The 16,621-nt window shown below is 61.2% G+C and carries 13 protein-coding genes and 2 pseudogenes; 12 read left to right on the top strand and 3 right to left on the bottom strand.

Features of this window, described 5'->3' with window-relative positions; translation table 11 throughout:
• Positions 1-207: 207 nt before the first annotated feature.
• Both fadD2 and fadD1 read left to right on the top strand, forming a co-directional pair.
• The gene (gene fadD2 / locus LRS56_01890) at positions 208-1,896 is read left to right on the top strand and encodes a long-chain-fatty-acid--CoA ligase FadD2 (GenBank protein ID WDU63352.1); all 1,689 of its coding nucleotides are present in this window, start codon (positions 208-210) and stop codon (positions 1,894-1,896) included.
• 391 nt (positions 1,897-2,287) lie between these two features.
• A complete protein-coding gene (gene fadD1, locus LRS56_01895) occupies positions 2,288-3,979 on the top strand; it encodes a long-chain-fatty-acid--CoA ligase FadD1 (GenBank protein ID WDU63353.1) in 1,692 nt (563 codons plus the stop codon).
• A 182-nt stretch (positions 3,980-4,161) separates the two neighbouring features.
• Here the strand turns inward: fadD1 and LRS56_01900 are convergent, their stop codons facing one another.
• Complete coding sequence (locus LRS56_01900; protein WDU63354.1) at positions 4,162-4,539, bottom strand: hypothetical protein; 378 nt, start codon at positions 4,537-4,539, stop codon at positions 4,162-4,164.
• Between the two features lie 201 nt (positions 4,540-4,740).
• On the opposite strand from LRS56_01900, the gene LRS56_01905 reads away from it, so the two are divergent.
• From LRS56_01905 to def, 3 genes and pseudogenes are all read left to right on the top strand, one after another.
• Complete coding sequence (locus LRS56_01905; GenBank protein ID WDU63355.1) at positions 4,741-4,926, top strand: CsbD family protein; 186 nt, start codon at positions 4,741-4,743, stop codon at positions 4,924-4,926.
• Positions 4,927-5,096: 170 nt separating this feature from the next.
• Positions 5,097-6,048: pseudogene (locus tag LRS56_01910) on the top strand (YihY/virulence factor BrkB family protein).
• 3 nt (positions 6,049-6,051) lie between these two features.
• On the top strand, positions 6,052-6,591 hold the full coding sequence (gene def, locus LRS56_01915) for a peptide deformylase (GenBank protein WDU63356.1): 540 nt from the start codon (positions 6,052-6,054) through the stop codon (positions 6,589-6,591).
• 138 nt (positions 6,592-6,729) lie between these two features.
• Here def and LRS56_01920 read toward each other — a convergent pair whose 3' ends face one another.
• Together LRS56_01920 and LRS56_01925 are read right to left on the bottom strand one after the other, a co-directional pair.
• Positions 6,730-7,548 carry a methyltransferase gene (locus tag LRS56_01920; GenBank protein ID WDU63357.1) on the bottom strand — a complete coding sequence of 273 codons (819 nt, stop codon included), beginning with the start codon at positions 7,546-7,548 and terminating at the stop codon, positions 6,730-6,732.
• A gap of 59 nt (positions 7,549-7,607) precedes the next feature.
• Positions 7,608-8,045, bottom strand: coding sequence for a GNAT family N-acetyltransferase (locus LRS56_01925; GenBank protein WDU63358.1), 438 nt, complete (start codon positions 8,043-8,045; stop codon positions 7,608-7,610).
• A gap of 300 nt (positions 8,046-8,345) precedes the next feature.
• On the opposite strand from LRS56_01925, the pseudogene LRS56_01930 reads away from it, so the two are divergent.
• The 7 genes and pseudogenes from LRS56_01930 to LRS56_01960 all read left to right on the top strand — a co-directional run bounded on the left by LRS56_01930 (position 8,346) and on the right by LRS56_01960 (position 16,612).
• Positions 8,346-9,275: pseudogene (locus LRS56_01930) on the top strand (fatty acid desaturase).
• Positions 9,276-9,284: 9 nt separating this feature from the next.
• A complete protein-coding gene (locus LRS56_01935) occupies positions 9,285-10,067 on the top strand; it encodes a PhnD/SsuA/transferrin family substrate-binding protein (GenBank protein ID WDU63359.1) in 783 nt (260 codons plus the stop codon).
• A 108-nt stretch (positions 10,068-10,175) separates the two neighbouring features.
• A complete protein-coding gene (locus tag LRS56_01940) occupies positions 10,176-10,685 on the top strand; it encodes a sigma-70 family RNA polymerase sigma factor (protein WDU63360.1) in 510 nt (169 codons plus the stop codon).
• Complete coding sequence (locus LRS56_01945; GenBank protein WDU63361.1) at positions 10,682-11,626, top strand: FecR domain-containing protein; 945 nt, start codon at positions 10,682-10,684, stop codon at positions 11,624-11,626. The genes LRS56_01940 and LRS56_01945 overlap by 4 nt, the downstream gene beginning before the upstream one ends.
• 242 nt (positions 11,627-11,868) lie before the next feature.
• On the top strand, positions 11,869-14,505 hold the full coding sequence (locus tag LRS56_01950; protein WDU63362.1) for a TonB-dependent receptor: 2,637 nt from the start codon (positions 11,869-11,871) through the stop codon (positions 14,503-14,505).
• Positions 14,506-14,666: 161 nt separating this feature from the next.
• Positions 14,667-15,680, top strand: a complete 1,014-nt coding sequence (locus tag LRS56_01955) for an ABC transporter substrate-binding protein (GenBank protein WDU63363.1) — start codon at positions 14,667-14,669, stop codon at positions 15,678-15,680.
• Positions 15,680-16,612, top strand: a complete 933-nt coding sequence (locus LRS56_01960; GenBank protein ID WDU63364.1) for an aliphatic sulfonate ABC transporter substrate-binding protein — start codon at positions 15,680-15,682, stop codon at positions 16,610-16,612. Before LRS56_01955 ends, LRS56_01960 begins: the two co-directional genes overlap by 1 nt.
• Positions 16,613-16,621 lie beyond the last annotated feature (9 nt).

The following is a 16,621-nucleotide window of genomic DNA, read 5'->3' on the forward strand; positions in this document are numbered from 1 at the left end:
CGGTTCTGCTCGGCGTCGTTGCAGTGTATAGCTCATCCCACAGGAAGCGTCTGATCAGTGCAGGGCCTTGTAGGAAGATTCACGCAATTAATGACGCACTTTCCCTTATTTGCCTGTTTGGCCATAGCTGCTAACGTCCCCGAAGCTCCGCTTTTTGCAGCTGCATAAAAAAGCGGCCGGGCACACTCAGGTAAGGGGACAAGAATAATGCAACCTGATTTCTGGAATGACAAACGCGCCGCGGGCGTTCCCAATGACATTGACCTCACGGCCTACAAGTCGGTGATCGAAGTCTTCGAGCGTTCCTGCAAGGCCTTTGCCGACCGTCCGGCATTCAGCAACATGGGCATCACCCTGACCTACGCCGAGCTGGAGCGCCAGAGCGCCGCGTTCGCCGGTTACCTGCAACAGCACACCGACCTCAAGCCGGGCGACCGCATCGCGGTGCAGATGCCCAACGTGCTGCATTACCCGATTGCCGTGTTCGGTGCGTTGCGCGCCGGGCTGATCGTGGTCAATACCAACCCGCTGTACACCCCGCGTGAGATGCGCCACCAGTTCAAGGACGCCGGCGTGCGTGCGCTGGTCTACCTCAACCTGTTCGGTTCGCGGGTGCAGGAGGTGTGCACCGACACTGAAATCGACTACCTGATCGAAGCCAGGATGGGCGACTTGATGCCCGCCGCCAAGGGCTGGCTGGTCAACACTGTGGTCGACAAAGTGAAGAAAATGGTCCCGGCCTACCACCTGCCACGGGCGGTGTCGTTCAAGCGTGCCCTGCGCCTGGGCGCGGGCCTGGGTGTGACCCGGCACCCGGTGAGCCTGGATGACATCGCCGTGCTGCAATACACCGGCGGCACCACTGGCCTGGCCAAGGGCGCGATGCTCACCCACGGCAACCTGGTGGCGAACATGCAGCAGGTGCGCGCCTGCATGTCGCAGACCGGCGAAGACGGCCACCCGCTGATCAAGGAAGGGCAGGAGGTGATGATTGCGCCGCTGCCGCTTTACCACATCTATGCATTCACGGCTAATTGCATGTGCATGATGGTGTCCGGCAACCACAACGTACTGATCACCAACCCGCGGGACATCGGCGGTTTTATCAAGGAGCTGAAGCAGTGGCGCTTTACCGGGCTGCTGGGGCTTAACACATTGTTTGTGGCGTTGATGGACCACCCGGACTTCAAGAGCCTGGACTTTTCCCACCTCAAACTCACCAACTCCGGCGGCACCGCGCTGATCAAGGCCACAGCCGAACGCTGGGAGCAGATCACCGGCTGCGCAATCGGCGAAGGCTACGGCCTGACGGAAACCTCACCGGTGGCCAGCACCAATCCCTATGGCAATAAATCCCGCCTGGGCACCGTGGGCATCCCGGTGCCGGCCACGGCGATGAAGGTGATTGATGATCAGGGCGTCGAGTTGCCTTTGGGTGAGCGCGGCGAGTTGTGTATCAAGGGCCCGCAGGTGATGAAGGGCTACTGGCAGCAACCGGCCGCCACCGCCGAGGCGCTGGATGCCGAGGGTTGGCTCAAGACCGGCGACATTGCAGTGATCGACGACGATGGCTTCGTGCGCATTGTCGACCGCAAAAAAGACCTGATCATCGTCTCCGGTTTCAACGTGTACCCCAATGAGATCGAAGACGTGGTGATGGCGCATCCGGCGGTGGCCAACTGCGCGGTGATCGGCGTGCCGGACGAGCGTACGGGGGAGGCGGTGAAGCTGTTCGTGGTGGCGCGTGCCGAGGGCGTGAGCCTTGAGGAGTTGAAGGCGTACTGCAAGACCAACTTCACCGGGTACAAGGTGCCCAAGCATATTGTGTTGCGTGAGTCGTTGCCGATGACGCCGGTGGGCAAGATCTTGCGGCGGGAGCTGCGCGACATCGCTTGAATTGAAATGCAGTAAAAACGTGGGAGCGGGCTTGCTCGCGAATGCGATGTATTAGTCGAAATATTTGGTGACTGATACATCGCATTCGCGAGCAAGCCCGCTCCCACATTTGTAGTCTCTCGTCCTCAAAGCCTTATTCCAGAGCCTTGCACGAAGGGTTTTTACCCTTGTTTGAAGTGTGACCAAATATTGTAGGACAGTCATGTTTATGACCGTAGGGCCCTCTTTTGGCTCTAGGCGGCCCTTGGCAAAGCTGCTACTCTCGGCGCGCTTTGTGACGTCTCGGCCTGCTTGAAAGCGCCAGATTCACCTAAAAAACATACACCAATAATAATCGCATCAAATGCGATGATGAATTCGCGTCGCTGACGTCGCTGAGGAGTGGGCTTCCATGAACGAAGACTTTTGGAAGGATAAGTACCCCGCCGGGATTGCTGCACAAATCAATCCAGACGAGTATCCGAATATTCAGGCGGTACTGAAACAGTCCTGCCAGCGCTTCGCCAACAAACCGGCTTTCAGCAACCTGGGCAAGACCATCACCTACGGTGAACTGTACGAATTGTCCGGTGCCTTCGCCGCCTACCTGCAACAGCATACCGACTTGAAGCCTGGCGACCGAATCGCCGTGCAACTGCCCAACGTTCTGCAATACCCGGTCGCGGTGTTCGGCGCTATCCGTGCCGGGCTGATCGTGGTCAACACCAACCCGCTGTACACCGCGCGGGAAATGGAACACCAATTCAACGACTCTGGCGCCAAGGCGCTGGTTTGCCTGGCCAACATGGCCCACCTGGCGGAAAAGGTCGTGCCCAAGACCGCCGTCAAGCATGTGATCGTCACCGAAGTCGCCGACCTGCTGCCGCCGCTCAAGCGCCTGCTGATCAACAGCGTCATCAAGTACGTGAAGAAAATGGTCCCGGCCTATCACTTGCCCAAGGCGATCAAGTTCAACGACGTGCTGGCCAAGGGGCATGGCCAACCGGTCAACGACGTAAGCCCGGCCAGCGGCGATGTGGCCGTGCTGCAATACACCGGCGGCACCACCGGCGTGGCCAAGGGCGCGATGCTCACCCACCGCAACCTCGTCGCCAACATGCTGCAATGCAAGGCGCTGATGGGCTCCAACCTCAATGAAGGCTGCGAAATCCTGATCACGCCGCTGCCGCTCTACCACATCTATGCGTTCACCTTTCATTGCATGGCGATGATGCTGATCGGCAACCACAACATCTTGATCAGCAACCCACGCGACCTGCCGGCGATGGTCAAGGAACTGTCGAAGTGGAAGTTCAGTGGGTTTGTCGGCCTCAACACGCTGTTCGTGGCGCTGTGCAACAACGAAGGTTTCCGCAAGCTGGACTTCTCTGCGCTGAAAGTCACCCTGTCGGGCGGCATGGCCCTGCAACTGGCGGCCGCCGAGCGCTGGAAAGACGTGACCGGCTGCGACATCTGCGAAGGCTACGGCATGACCGAGACCAGCCCGGTGGCCACGGTCAACCCGAGCCAGGCCATACAGATCGGCACCATCGGCATTCCGGTGCCATCAACGGTGTGCAAAGTCATCACCGATGACGGCGTCGAGCTGGCCCTGGGTGAAATCGGCGAGCTGTGCATCAAGGGGCCGCAGGTGATGAAGGGCTACTGGCAGCGCGAGGATGCCACCGCCGAGATCCTCGACAGTGAAGGCTGGCTGAAGACCGGGGACATCGCGATCATCCAGCCGGACGGCTATATGCGCATTGTCGACCGCAAGAAGGACATGATCCTGGTCTCCGGTTTCAACGTGTACCCCAACGAACTGGAAGACGTGCTGGCGGGCCTGCCAGGCGTGCTGCAGTGCGCGGCCATCGGTGTGCCGGATGAAAAATCCGGGGAACACATCAAGCTGTTTATCGTGGTCAAACCGGGTGCCACCCTGACCAAGGACCAGGTAATGGAACACATGCGCGCCAACGTCACCGCCTACAAGGTGCCCAAGGCGGTGGAGTTCCGTGATGCGTTGCCGACCACCAACGTGGGCAAGATCCTGCGCCGTGAGTTGCGCGATGAAGAGCTGAAGAAGCTCGGTCTTAAAAAGTAACCCATAAAAACCCCGCCAATGCGGGGTTTTTTGTGGCGAGCGGGCTTGCCCGCGTTGGGCTGCGAAGCGGCCCTGAAAACTGCAACCGAGATTTCAATGCCCCTGCGCGGCGATCTTATTGGGGCTGCTGCGCAGCCCAACGCGGGCAAGCCCGCTCGCCACAAACAGCTATCACCCCACGATTACAGGGCAAACTGCGCGAAGCTCACACCGGCACCGGTCGGGCGCACGTCCTTGAGGAACGAGTCCTTGTCTGCGCTCAGCTCCAGGGTGATTTCCGGCTTGCGCTTGCCGGCATTGCGCACCACCAGCCCCTCGAGCTTTTCACGCAGGAACACGGTCGGCACCTTGAGGTGCAGCAGTTGGTCGGTCTCGGCGTTGTGCATCAACAGGTGAATCCACTCGTATTGGCCCACGCCAATCCGCACCACCGGCAGGTCGAACCACCAGATATTGCGTTTGCGGTCCAGATCGGTGAAGTGGCAGTTGTTGACGCCGAGTACGGCACCGCCCAGTTCCTGGTTTCTGCGGGCAATGGCCTGTGCTTTATTGAGTTTCATAACCTTCCTACGGGATCTGTTATTCAGCGTTATAGCCTGAATGTGCCGGGCATTCTCGTGGGTTGGCTGCAAAACATAAAGCCAAACCTGCGGCCTTCGACGAAATGCCTGACGAAAAATAATTGAAACTCTGCCGAATGGCCTCAGGTCAATCTCTAGGTAATGACCCAAAACCTTTGATTGTTCTTTCGGAGAAATACCATGAGCAGCACATCTGACAAGGTAAAAGGCGTGGCCAACGAAGCTGTCGGTAACATCAAGCAAGGTGTCGGCAAAGTCACCGGCAACGACAAGTTGCGCGCTGAAGGTGTGATCCAGGAAAAGAAAGGCGAAGTGCAGAAAGCGGTCGGTGATACCAAAGACGCGGTAAAGAAAGCGACCAAGTAAGACTGCCACCGCGCAGCCAGACGGCCATCCACGGATGGCCGTTTTTGTGTCACATCCCGTGATTAAAGTTTCGAAATTGTTTCGAGGTCGCCAAATAGGCTACCTTGATGTAGAAAACGGCCCCTGAGTCGCCCACGAACTCAACCTTTTTTGCGGCGAAAGGAGACGCTATGATTTTCCCGGTACTAGACGGTCTCAAGCTTCACAAAGTGCTGGTGCGCACCGTCAAGGAATTCGTCGACGACGAGATGTCCACCTACGCCTCGGCACTGGCCTACCAGATGCTGTTTTCGTTGTTCCCCTTCTTGCTGTTCCTGATTGCCCTGATCGGTTTTCTGCACCTGCCGGACTTTTTCACCTGGCTGCGCCTGCAGTCGGAACTGGTGTTGCCGCCCCAGGCGCTGGAGCAGGTCAACCCGGTGATCGACCAGTTGCAGCAGTCCAAGGGTGGCCTGCTTTCGGTGGGTATCGTGATTGCCCTGTGGACCGCCTCCGCCGGTGTGCGCCTGATGATGAGCGCGATGAACGCCGCTTACGACGTGGTGGAAGGTCGGCCGATCTGGAAGCGTTTCCCGCTGTCGGTGTTCTACACCATCGGCATCGCCGGCATGCTGCTGGCCGCCGCCGCACTGATGGTGCTGGGCCCGCAGGTGATGGAATGGCTGGCCGGGCAGATCGGCATGCAGGAATTCGTGGTTACCCTGTGGACCATCCTGCGTTGGCCGTTGATCGTGATTTTGCTGATGTTCGCCAGTGGCCCTCATGTACTACGTGATGCCGGACGTTGAGCAGAAATTCCGTTTTATCACCCCGGGGTCCGTGCTGGCGGTGGTGGTGTGGATCGTCGCCTCGCTGGGTTTTGGTTACTACGTCAAAACCTTCGCCGACTACAACGCCATGTATGGCAGCATCGGTGCGATCATCGTGCTGCTGCTGTACTTTTATATTTCCGCCGCCGTGCTGTTGCTGGGGGCGGAGATGAATGCGGTGATCGAGCACATGTCCGCCGAGGGCAAGGACCCCGGCGAGAAAGAGTTCGACGAGCCGGGCCACAGCGTTGAAAAACAGCATGTCTCCGGCCTTGGCCGGGACCATTCCAAGCCCACTACCGACGAAGTCTGATCGATGATCCGTGAAATCCTGAAAATGGGCGATGAACGCCTGCTGCGTATCGCCCCACCGGTTCCGCCGGAAATGTTCGACAGCCCCGAGCTGTGGCAATTGATCGATGACATGTTCCAGACCATGGAGCACGTGGGCGGAGTCGGCCTGGCCGCGCCGCAGATTGGTGTCGACCTGCAGTTGGTGATCTTCGGTTTCGAGGCCAGCGAACGTTACCCGGACGCGCCGCCCGTGCCGCAGACCATCCTGATCAACCCGCTGATCACGCCGCTCAGCCCGGTGCTGGAGGAGGGTTACGAAGGTTGCCTGTCGGTGCCCGGCCTGCGTGGCGCGGTAAACCGTTACCAGCAGATTCGCTACGAAGGTTTCGACCCCAAGGGTGAGCCGATCGTACGGTTTGCCGATGGCTTCCATGCGCGGGTGGTGCAGCATGAGTGCGACCACTTGATCGGCCGGTTGTACCCGTCGCGGATCACCGACTTCAGCAAGTTCGGGTTTATTGAAGTGATGTTTCCGGATATGGATCCGAACGCTGACGAGTAACCCGCCGCTGGCACACCACGAATCAAAATGTGGGAGCTGGCTTGCCTGCGATAGCGATGCAACAGTCACCGAAAGGCTGACTGACCTACCGCTATCGCAGGCAAGCCAGCTCCCACATGGGTTCTACGTTGATTCAGATTATTTGGCTGGTTTCACAAACCGCAACGTCATCCGATCCGACTCACCAATCGCCACATACTTCGCCTTATCCTGTTCGCCCAACTTCAACGTCGGCGGCAAGGTCCACACGCCAGCCGGATAATCCTTGGTGTCCTTGGGGTTGGCGTTGACTTCACTCTGCCCAGCCAGCTTGAACCCGGCATCGGTCGCCAGCTTCACCACCTGCGCGGTGGTCAGGTAACCGCTGTCCTGGATCGCCGCAAGATCCGCACCATCCTTGGCCCGGTGATCTTCCACGCCCAGCACGCCGCCCGGTTTGAGCACGCTGTAAAACGCGCTGAACGTGGCGTTTGCGGTATCGGCCGCCACCCAGTTATGCACATTGCGAAAGGTCAGCACCGCATCCGCCGAAGCCGGTTTGCCGAACACCGGCGCCTTGGGGTCGAACTCGACCACCTCGGCCTTGGCATAACGCGTCGGGTCGGCGGCGAATTTCTTCTTCAGGTTTTCTTCGGCGGTACGGGCGTAGGCGCTGCTGCTCGCGGCCTGTACGGCAGCGATGTAATGCCCGTGATCCTTGAGCAGCGGCGCCAGCAGTTCGCTGTACCAGCCGCCACCCGGGGTGATTTCGATCACCGTCTGCTTGGCGCGCAAGCCAAAGAACTCCAGGGTTTGCTGCGGATGGCGATAGCCGTCGCGGGCGCTGTTGGCCGGCTCGCGCCAGCTGCCGGCGAGCACGCTGGCGTACTGCTGGGGGCTGATCGGCGTGTCGGCGGCCTGGCTGAAGGTTGGAACGAGGAGGGCGGTGAGGGACAGAGCTGCAAGCGTCGTTTTCATGATCATCCTGTAAGGGGCCACTGTGCCGTCGAGGCTAGCATGGGCCCATAACCTGCCGATCACACATTATCTGCGGTCGACCTCACCAACGGTTCTAAGCCCATCGCAATCATCGGTTTGTTGCGCTTGTAGCGAACCAGTCGTTCGCTGAGCGATTGCGGCAGCAGCGTGTCCTGGGTGAACCCCATGCGCTGATACACCCCTTCCAGATCCGGATGGCACAACAGCCATACCGTCCCTTCCACATTCGCCACGGCCTGAAGAATCAACTGCGCCGCCAGACCCTGGCCGCGATAAGCCGGGTCGACAAACACCCCGGTCAACCACTGCCCGCCCACCACGGGCGTGAGGCACAGGCCGGCCACAATCTCGCTATCGCGGGCGACCCATAAACGCCCGCCCTTGAGCGCCTTCATCGGCGAATTATGGCTGCGGTAAAACTTGTTCAGCAGCGGCCATAGCGGCTCTGCCAGCGCTTCAATGTGCAGTTCGGGCATGGTGTATTGGAAACATAATCAAGGGCCGGGGATTATAAGCGCCTTCTGTGCGGCAATAGGTGGTATACCCAGTGTTACATCCCCTTAAGTTGAGCACGCATCATGGCCAAAGGTATGGATTCAAAGAAAGCCGCGAAGAAGAAACCGGCAAAGACCGCCGATGAAAAACGCGCCGACAAGAAAGCCAAGAAGTCCGAGACCGGCCTGTTCGGTCACTGAGTTACAAGCTTAGAACCAAACGATCTGCAAGATTCTTGCGGCTCATTGCACAGAGCAGGAAACACCTGCTCTGAGCGATTGATGGCCAACTACCTTGATGACGCCCAACGCCGGGAAATCGAAGCCCTGGCACGCACTTTCACGGCAACGACCGAATGGCCGACCTGGCTGCTGTTGATCGGCGTGTATGCCGGCTGGTTCGCCGTGATCCTCGCCAGCCATCGGCTGGGCCTGTGGCTGAGCACGCTGCTGCTGATCCCGCTCGTGACGCTGTGGCTGTCGGTGCAACACGAGTTGCTGCACGGCCATCCCACCCGCTCGCGCCTGCTGAATAAACTGCTCGGCTACGCCCCGTTCGCCGTGTGGTACCCCTACACGCTGTACCGCGACAGCCACCTGCTGCATCACAACGATGCAGACCTGACCCTACCCGGCATCGACCCGGAAAGCCGCTACCTGAACCAGCATCAATGGGACCACAGCTCGCTGTTTGAGCGCGCTGTGCATTGGCTGACCAAGACCGTGCTGGGCCGCTTGCTGCTGGCCGCCCCCTGGCGATCACACGGTTGGCACGCCATGAGTTTCAGCGCCTGCCCCGGGTGTGGCCGATGTGGCTGACCCACGGCGCAGTGACCCTGTTGATGCTGATGTTTATCGCGCACTACAGCGCGTTGTCGGTGTGGCATTACCTGCTGCTGGTCAGCGTACCGGCCTTGTCCCTGGCGTCGATCCGTTCCTACTATGAACATCGCCCGCACCCGCAGCCGGAGCAGCGCACGGTGCTTAACGAGGCGTCGTGGCCATGGACCTGGCTGTTTCTGAACAACAACCTGCACCTCGGTGCATCACGACTTGCCGCAACTGCCCTGGTACTGGCTGCCCAGGGTCTACCGTGCCCGCCGTGAACAGTGGGTGGCGCGCAGCGGTGGGTTTCTGGTGCAGGGCTACGGCCAGTTGATCGGCCGCCATGGCCTCAAGGCCATCGACAGCCCCCGGCACCCTTTTGCGTGAGAGACGACCATGAGTGAACGCTACGCCGAGCTGCTGATGTATGTCGCACCGGAGCAAATCCAGCAGGCCAACCAACAGTGGCTGACACGCATCCTCGAGCGCCTCGATACCCCGCGTCGCAACGCCGATCACCTCGACCTGCGCGGCCTATGGCTGGCCCCTGAGTTGCTTGTCACGCAAACCTGCGGCTACCCGCTGATGACCGAACTGCGCGGCCAGGTCCGCGTGATCGGCCGGCCACGCTATGAACTGCCTCACAGCAGCAACGGCGCCCACTGCAGCCTGCTGCTGAGCCGTGATGACAACCCGCGTATTCACCTGGCGGACTTCTACAACAGCCGCGGCGTGATCAACGGGCACGACTCCAACAGCGGCATGAACCTGCTGCGTGAACGCCTGGCACCGTTGCAGCGCGATGGCCGGTTCTTCGCCAGCGTCGGCGTCAGTGGCGCCCACCGCGAAAGCCTGCGCTGGCTGCGCGAAGACCACGCCGACCTGGCCGCCATCGACAGCGTCACCTACGATTACCTGGCGCGTTTCGCCCCGCATGAGGTTGCCGGGCTGCGTATCGTTGCGCACAGCGCACCGAGCCCGACCTTGCCCTACATCGGCCCGCTTGGCTTAAGCGATCAGCAGGTGCATGAGATCCGTGCCGCGATGAACCTGGCGCTGCCGCAGGTTGCGCAGACGCTGGGGATTCAGGAGGTGTTGGCCGCCAGCGAAGCCGATTACCAGGTACTGCTCTACTATCAGCAACAGGCTGAGCGGGTCGGTTATCCTGAGCTTCGTTAAGGTTATATAAAAATACCTTTTAAATATTATTAAAGAATAAGCAGCCTTGCTAGGATCGCCCCACCGGAACACCGGACATAACGCGCAACCTACTCAGATGGAGCCACTATGTCCGGCGCCGACACTTCTCACAGCGATTACGTGGGCGGATTGTTCCGCAGTCATTACGACTGGCTGTGCAGCCGTTTGCACCGCCACCTCGATTCCCGTGCACACGCCGAAGACATCGCCGCCGACACCTTTGTCCAGCTCCTGAGTGCGCCTGGCGTGCAGCCGATCCGCCAGCCCCGCGCCTTGCTCACCACCATCGCCCAGCGCCTGATGTACCAGCTGTGGCGCCGCCGCGATTTGGAACGTGCCTACCTCGACGCCCTGGACAACGACGAAACGTCCACCGCGCCGTCTCCCGAAGACCTGGCGCAAATGCTCGAAGCCCTGCAAGCCATCGACCAGTTGCTCGATGGCTTGCCGGCCAAGGTCAAGGCGACCTTTTTGCTGTCCCAGCTCAATGGCCTGACCTACCCGGAGATCGCCGCCGAGCTGGGCATTTCCCAGCGCTCGGTCAGCGACTACATGGCCCGCGCCTTCAACCGATGCCTACGGCTGTGCCTGGAATGAATGACCACCTGATCGACAGCGCCACCCACTGGTATGTGCTGCTGCGTTCCGGCCAGGCCACGGCGGGCGACTGGCAGCGCTACGAACACTGGCGTGCCGCCGACCCACGCCATGACGCCCTGTGCCGGCAGTTGGAAACCCGCCTTGGGGTGTTCCAGGTTCCCCAGGCGCAAGGGGTCAGTGGCAAGGTTCTGCAGCAGGCGCTGGAGGCGCCGTCCGGTCGGCGCCAGGTGTTGCAGGTGGCGTTGGCCGGTGCGGGTGTAGCGGTCGGCGCGGCCCTGCTGGCCAGGCCGTTGGGCTTGCCTTTGACTGAACTCACGGCGGATATCCGCACCGGCACCGGCGAGCGTCGCACCGTCACGCTGGACGATGGCAGCGAGTTGCTGCTCAACGCGCAAAGCGCGGCGGATATCCAGTTCGACCCGCAACGACGCCTGGTGCGTTTGCGCGAAGGCGAGCTGCTGGCCAAGGTCGCCAGTGAACGCCTGCGACCGTTTCTGATCCAGACCGACCAGGCGCGCCTGCGCGCCTACGGCAATCGTTTTCTGGTGCGCGAGCGGGCAGGCCAAGGCCAGGTCGTCGCCCTTAACGGCGCGGTAGAAATCGACGGCCAGAATGGCGAGCGCCTGCAACTCGCCGCCGGCCATGAAGTGCATTACGACCGCGATGGCTTTGGCCCGGTGCAAGCCAGTTCCTCCGGCGCCACGGCTTGGGTCGACGGCTTCCTGCAAGTGCGCGACCGCCCGCTGGCCGAAGTGATCGACGCGCTGCGGCCCTATCACAACGGCGTGCTGCGCCTGGACCCGGCCGTGGCCGAGTTGCGCGTCAGTGGCCTGTACCGGCTGGACAACCCCCAGCAAATTCTCGACACCCTGGCGCGCACCTTGCCGATCCATATCACCCGCCGCACTGGGTTGTGGGTGACGGTCAGTGCCACCTGACCTGTGCAACGACTCGGTCAAATGTGGGAGCGGGCTTGCTCGCGAAAGCGGTGTGTCAGCTTGCACATTCATCACTGAGCCACCGCTTTCGCGAGCAAGCCCGCTCCCACACTGATTGGGTTACCACTCCACGATCTATGAACATAACCAAACGATCTGCAAGTTTTGCCCGCGCCATCCCACATCACTCCCGTAAGCGCTGCGGGGAGCAGCGTTATCGAGTTTCCTTGGGGGGAGCCAAAGTGAGTCAGTTCAACCGTGTGCCGCTTCGAACCTTTGCCCTGGTGCCGTTGGCCAGTCTGTTTTTCTCGTTTGCCACCAGCGCCGAAGAGGCGCGTCAGGTCTATCACATCGCGCCCGGCCCGTTGGATGAAGTGCTGCTGAACATCAGTCGCCAGAGCGGCCAGGTGATCTCGTTTACGCCGCAAGTGGGTAATTATTCTTCGGCCAGTGTCGACGGTTCGCTGTCGGCGCAACAGGCGGTGGACGCCGCGCTCAAGGGCACCGGCCTGCAGGTTCAGGTCAGCCCGGACGGTGCGTTTATCATCAAAGAAAGCGTGAGTAAAAACGCTACCAGCAACCTCAAGGCACAAACCCGTGCGGCGCAAGCACCGACCCTCGACCGCGTGGTCGCCATCGGCACCCGGCGCAGCGACGCCACGGCCCTGACCAGCGCGGCGCCGGTGGACGTGATCAACGCCGAAGAACTCAAACAGACCGGCGCTACCAGCCTCAACCAGGCGCTGTTCCAGCTGTTGCCGTCGTTCAACTTTCCGCAGAACCAGAGCGCCACCCGTGGCCAGAACCCCAAGGGTGCGTCCCTGCGTGGCCTGGCGCCGGACCAGACGCTGGTGCTGATCAACGGCAAGCGCCGCCACGCCTCGGCGGTGGTGAATATTTCCGGCGGTGTGCCGTTCATTGGCGCGCAGCCGGTGGACCTGGACATGATCCCCATCAGCAGCATCGACCACGTCGAAGTGCTGCGCGATGGCGCCTCGGCGCAGTACGGTTCGGATGCGGTGGCGGGCGTGGTCAACATCGTGCTCAAGGAGCGTGACAGCGGCGGCCAGCTCAACACCCAGCTGGGCAAATATGCCCAGGGCGACGGTTTCAGCAAGACCACCGATGGCTGGTACGGCCTGGGGTTGCCGGGGGACGGGTTCCTCACGCTGAGCTTCAATACGCTGAACAACCAACCCACCGATATCGGCGATAAATACGAGGCCGGCGGCCAACTGCAAGACCCGCGCTGGGGCGGGGCCGGGCGCGATAAATTCAACCTGGCGGCGAATGCCGAAGTCGGCCTGAGCGAACAGTGGCGCCTCTACAGCTTCGCGACTTTCGGCCAGGACAAATCGGTGAACAACACGCCGCCGCTGCTGGCCAACAACCCGAACAACGTGCCGGGTATTTACCCCAACGGCACCATTCCCAAATACCGCTACCGCTATGAAGACGGCGCGCTCACCGTCGGCACGCGCTATGAGGACGACACCCTCGGGCGCTTCGACCTGAGCGCTACCTATGGCCGCGACAAGCACGATGAACTGGCCTTCAACACGGTCAACCCGAGCTACGGCCTCAACAGCCCGACCAAATTCGACGTGGCCACCCTGGTCAACGACCAGACCAATATCGGCCTGGACTACGCCAAGGACCTGGACGTGAACTGGTCGAGCCATCCGCTGACTGTGTCGGCGGGCATTGCCTACCGCCATGAGCAATATCGGCTGGAGGAGGGCGACTACGAGTCCTACTCGTTCGGCGGCATCAACGGGGTGCAAGTCGGCGCAGTGCAAGCCTCCGGCCTCACACCGGACGACGCCGGCACCTACAAGCGTGACGTGGGCGGCGTGTATTTCGGCCTTGAACACCAGCTCACCGACAAATTCCAGGTCGGCCTGGCCGGGCGCACCGAGCACTATTCGGACTTCGGCTCCGCCACCACCGGCAAGCTCTCGGCGCGCTATGACTTCACCCCGCAAGTGGGCGTGCGCGCCACGGTGAACAACTCGTTCCGCGCACCTACCCTGGGCCAGATCGGCACCTCGTGGACCACCACCACCAACGTCGACGTCAACGGCAACCCGGTGCTCACCCGCATGCTGCCGGCCGACAACCCGGCCGCCCGCGCCCTGGGTGCCGAGCCGCTCAAGCCCGAAAAATCCACCAACTATTCCCTGGGCCTGGTGCTGCGCCCCATCGAACAAGCCTCGCTGACCATCGACGCCTACCAGATTTCGATTCGTGACCGCTTGCTCTACAGCGGCGGCATTTCCGGGCCGCGTGCCGAGCAGATCCTGCAACAGGCAGGCTTTGGCCAGTACACCTGGGCGCAGTTCATGACCAACGCCGCCAACACCCGCACGCGTGGGGTCGACATCGTCGGCAAGTACAACCTGGACCTGGCGCAGTACGGCGCGTTGAGCCTGTCGGCCGGCTACACCAAGGCCCGCACCACGATTGAGAAGGTTCACGAAAACCCCAACGGTTTCGACGTCCTCACCCGCGAAGCCCGAGGTTTCCTCGAACACGGCTACCCCGAAGACAAGCTGGTGCTCGGCGCCACCCACCGTATCGGCGCCTGGACCATTGCGCTGAGCGAAACCCGCTACGGCGAATACCGCAAATACGCCGCCAGCGCCGCCAACGCCCAGTACGACCAGACCTTCGCCGCGCAATGGAACACCGACCTGGACGTGAACTACGCCTTCACCAAGCAACTGCGCCTGTCGGTCGGCGCCAACAACCTGTTCGACAGCAAACCCGACGACTTCAACACCCGCCTGCGCCAGACCCCGGGCCAGCAGTACAGCTACCTGTCGCCGTCGGCGCCGGAGGGGGCGTTTTACTACACGCGGCTCAGTTATGACTTTTAACCGATCTTGAATACCGCGCAGATCAAATGTGGGAGCGGGCTTGCTCGCGAATACGGTGGGTCAGCCAGTTCATGCATCACTGACACACCGCATTCGCGAGCAAGCCCGCTCCCACACTGGATCTTCTGTGTTCTAGAGAATGATTCACCACGAGGTAATGCATGAAAAAACTCAAAACCCTGCTCGGTGGCTCGCTGCTGGCACTGGCCGTGTTAGCGCAACCCACAACAGCCGCCGAAGCCGTCAAACCCATCCACTTCGGCGATATCACCTGGGAAAGCGGCAGCCTGATCACCGAGGTGCTGCGCCTGATCGTCGAGAAAGGCTACGGCCTGCCCACCGATACTTTGCCCGGCAGCACCGTAAGCCTGGAGGCCGCGCTGGCCAAAGACGATATCCAGGTGATCGGCGAAGAATGGGCCGGGCGCAGTCCGGCGTGGGTCAAGGCCGAAAGCGAAGGCAAAGTGTTAGGCCTGGGTGACACGGTCAAGGGCGCCACCGAAGGCTGGTGGGTGCCGGAATACGTGATCAAGGGCGACGCGGCACGCGGCATCAAACCCCTGGCGCCGGACCTCAAGTCGGTGGCCGACCTGGCGCGCTACAAAGACGTGTTCCGCGACCCCGAAGACCCGAGCCGTGGGCGCTTCCTCAACAGCCCCACCGGCTGGACCTCGGAGATCGTCAACAGCCAGAAACTCAAGGCGTACAAACTTACCGACAGCTTCGTCAACTTCCGCACCGGCTCCGGCGCGGCGCTGGATGCCGAGGTGGCGTCGTCGATCCGCCGCGGCAAACCGGTGCTGTTCTACTACTGGTCGCCCACCCCGCTGCTGGGGCGTTTCAAGCTGATCAAACTGGAAGAGCCGCCGTTCAATGCCGAGGCTTGGAAGACCTTGTCCGACGCGAAAAACCCCAACCCCATCGGCACCCGCTCGATGCCGGCACGCCTGGCGATCGGGGTGTCGGCACCGTTCAAGGCGCAGTACCCGCAACTGGTCAGCGTGTTTGAGAAAGTCGACCTGCCGATTGACCTGCTCAACGGCATCCTGGGGGACATGAGCGAGAAACGCACGCCGCCACGCCAGGTTGCGCAAGCCTTCCTCAAGGACCATCCGCAAGTCTGGCAACAATGGGTGCCGGCGGATGTGGCGACCAAGATCCAGGGAGCGTTGTGATGCTTAAAACCTTCGCTGCTGTGGTGCTTGCACTGGTCGCCGGGCAAACCCTGGCGGCCGAACCCGCCACCTTGCGGATCGGTTACCAGAAAAGCTCGGTGAGCATGGTACTGGCCCGCGAGCACAAACTCTTCGAAGCCGCGTTGCCCGGCACCGAGGTGCAGTGGATCGAATTTCTCGGCGGGCCGCCGCTGATCGAAGCGCTCAACGCCGGCAGCCTGGACATCGGCAATATCGGCGACATCCCGCCGATCTTCGCCCAGGCCGCCGGCATCGAGTTGCAGTACTTCGCCGTCGAGCCCAACGAGGGTAAATCCGAAGCGGTGCTGGTGCCAAAAAATAGCAGCGTGCAGAGCGTGGCCGAACTCAAGGGCAAGCGCGTGGCGTTGCTCAAGGGTTCCAGCGCCCACAACCTGTTCCCTAAAAGCCTGCTGCGTGCGGGCTTGCAATGGAAGGACGTAAACGTGGTGTACCTGTCGCCGTCCGATGGGCGCGCCGCGTTCGAACAAGGCAAGGTCGACGCCTGGGTGGTGTGGGACCCGTACTACTCGGCCGCCGTGGTCGACGGTTCCGCCCGAGTGCTGGGCGATGGCCAAGGGCTTAACCCGGCGGGCACGTTTTTTGTCGCCAGCGGCCCGTTTATCAAACAGCATCCGCAGGCCATCGGCACGATTATCCAGACCCTGGCCAAGGCGCAGCGCCTGTCCCTCGACCAGCCCGACGAGAGCATTGCGTTGATGGCCAAGACCCTCGGCCTGCAACCGGCGGTGGTCAAAAGCTACTTCGAACACCGCTCCTCCACGCCGATCCGTCCTCTGCAAGCCAGCGACATCGCCACCCAGCAACGCACCGCCGACCTGTTTTTGGCCAACGGCCTGATCCCGAAAAAGTTCGATGTGCAGCAAGCAGTGTTCAAGGCCCCAAAGCCCTAATGCCTTAAT

The sequence above is a fragment of the Pseudomonas poae genome (assembly GCA_028869255.1).
In the GTDB taxonomy this organism is placed as follows: domain Bacteria; phylum Pseudomonadota; class Gammaproteobacteria; order Pseudomonadales; family Pseudomonadaceae; genus Aquipseudomonas; species Aquipseudomonas poae_C.

Coding starts and splice junctions, on each gene's coding strand:
- LRS56_01955 (WDU63363.1), top strand. CDS start 14,667: ATGAAAAAACTCAAAACCCTGCTCGGTGGCTCGCTGCTGGCACTGGCC.
- LRS56_01960 (WDU63364.1), top strand. CDS start 15,680: ATGCTTAAAACCTTCGCTGCTGTGGTGCTTGCACTGGTCGCCGGGCAA.
- LRS56_01940 (WDU63360.1), top strand. CDS start 10,176: ATGTCCGGCGCCGACACTTCTCACAGCGATTACGTGGGCGGATTGTTC.
- LRS56_01945 (WDU63361.1), top strand. CDS start 10,682: ATGAATGACCACCTGATCGACAGCGCCACCCACTGGTATGTGCTGCTG.
- LRS56_01935 (WDU63359.1), top strand. CDS start 9,285: ATGAGTGAACGCTACGCCGAGCTGCTGATGTATGTCGCACCGGAGCAA.
- LRS56_01920 (WDU63357.1), bottom strand. CDS start 7,548: ATGAAAACGACGCTTGCAGCTCTGTCCCTCACCGCCCTCCTCGTTCCA.
- LRS56_01900 (WDU63354.1), bottom strand. CDS start 4,539: ATGAAACTCAATAAAGCACAGGCCATTGCCCGCAGAAACCAGGAACTG.
- fadD1 (WDU63353.1), top strand. CDS start 2,288: ATGAACGAAGACTTTTGGAAGGATAAGTACCCCGCCGGGATTGCTGCA.
- fadD2 (WDU63352.1), top strand. CDS start 208: ATGCAACCTGATTTCTGGAATGACAAACGCGCCGCGGGCGTTCCCAAT.
- LRS56_01925 (WDU63358.1), bottom strand. CDS start 8,045: ATGCCCGAACTGCACATTGAAGCGCTGGCAGAGCCGCTATGGCCGCTG.
- LRS56_01905 (WDU63355.1), top strand. CDS start 4,741: ATGAGCAGCACATCTGACAAGGTAAAAGGCGTGGCCAACGAAGCTGTC.
- def (WDU63356.1), top strand. CDS start 6,052: ATGATCCGTGAAATCCTGAAAATGGGCGATGAACGCCTGCTGCGTATC.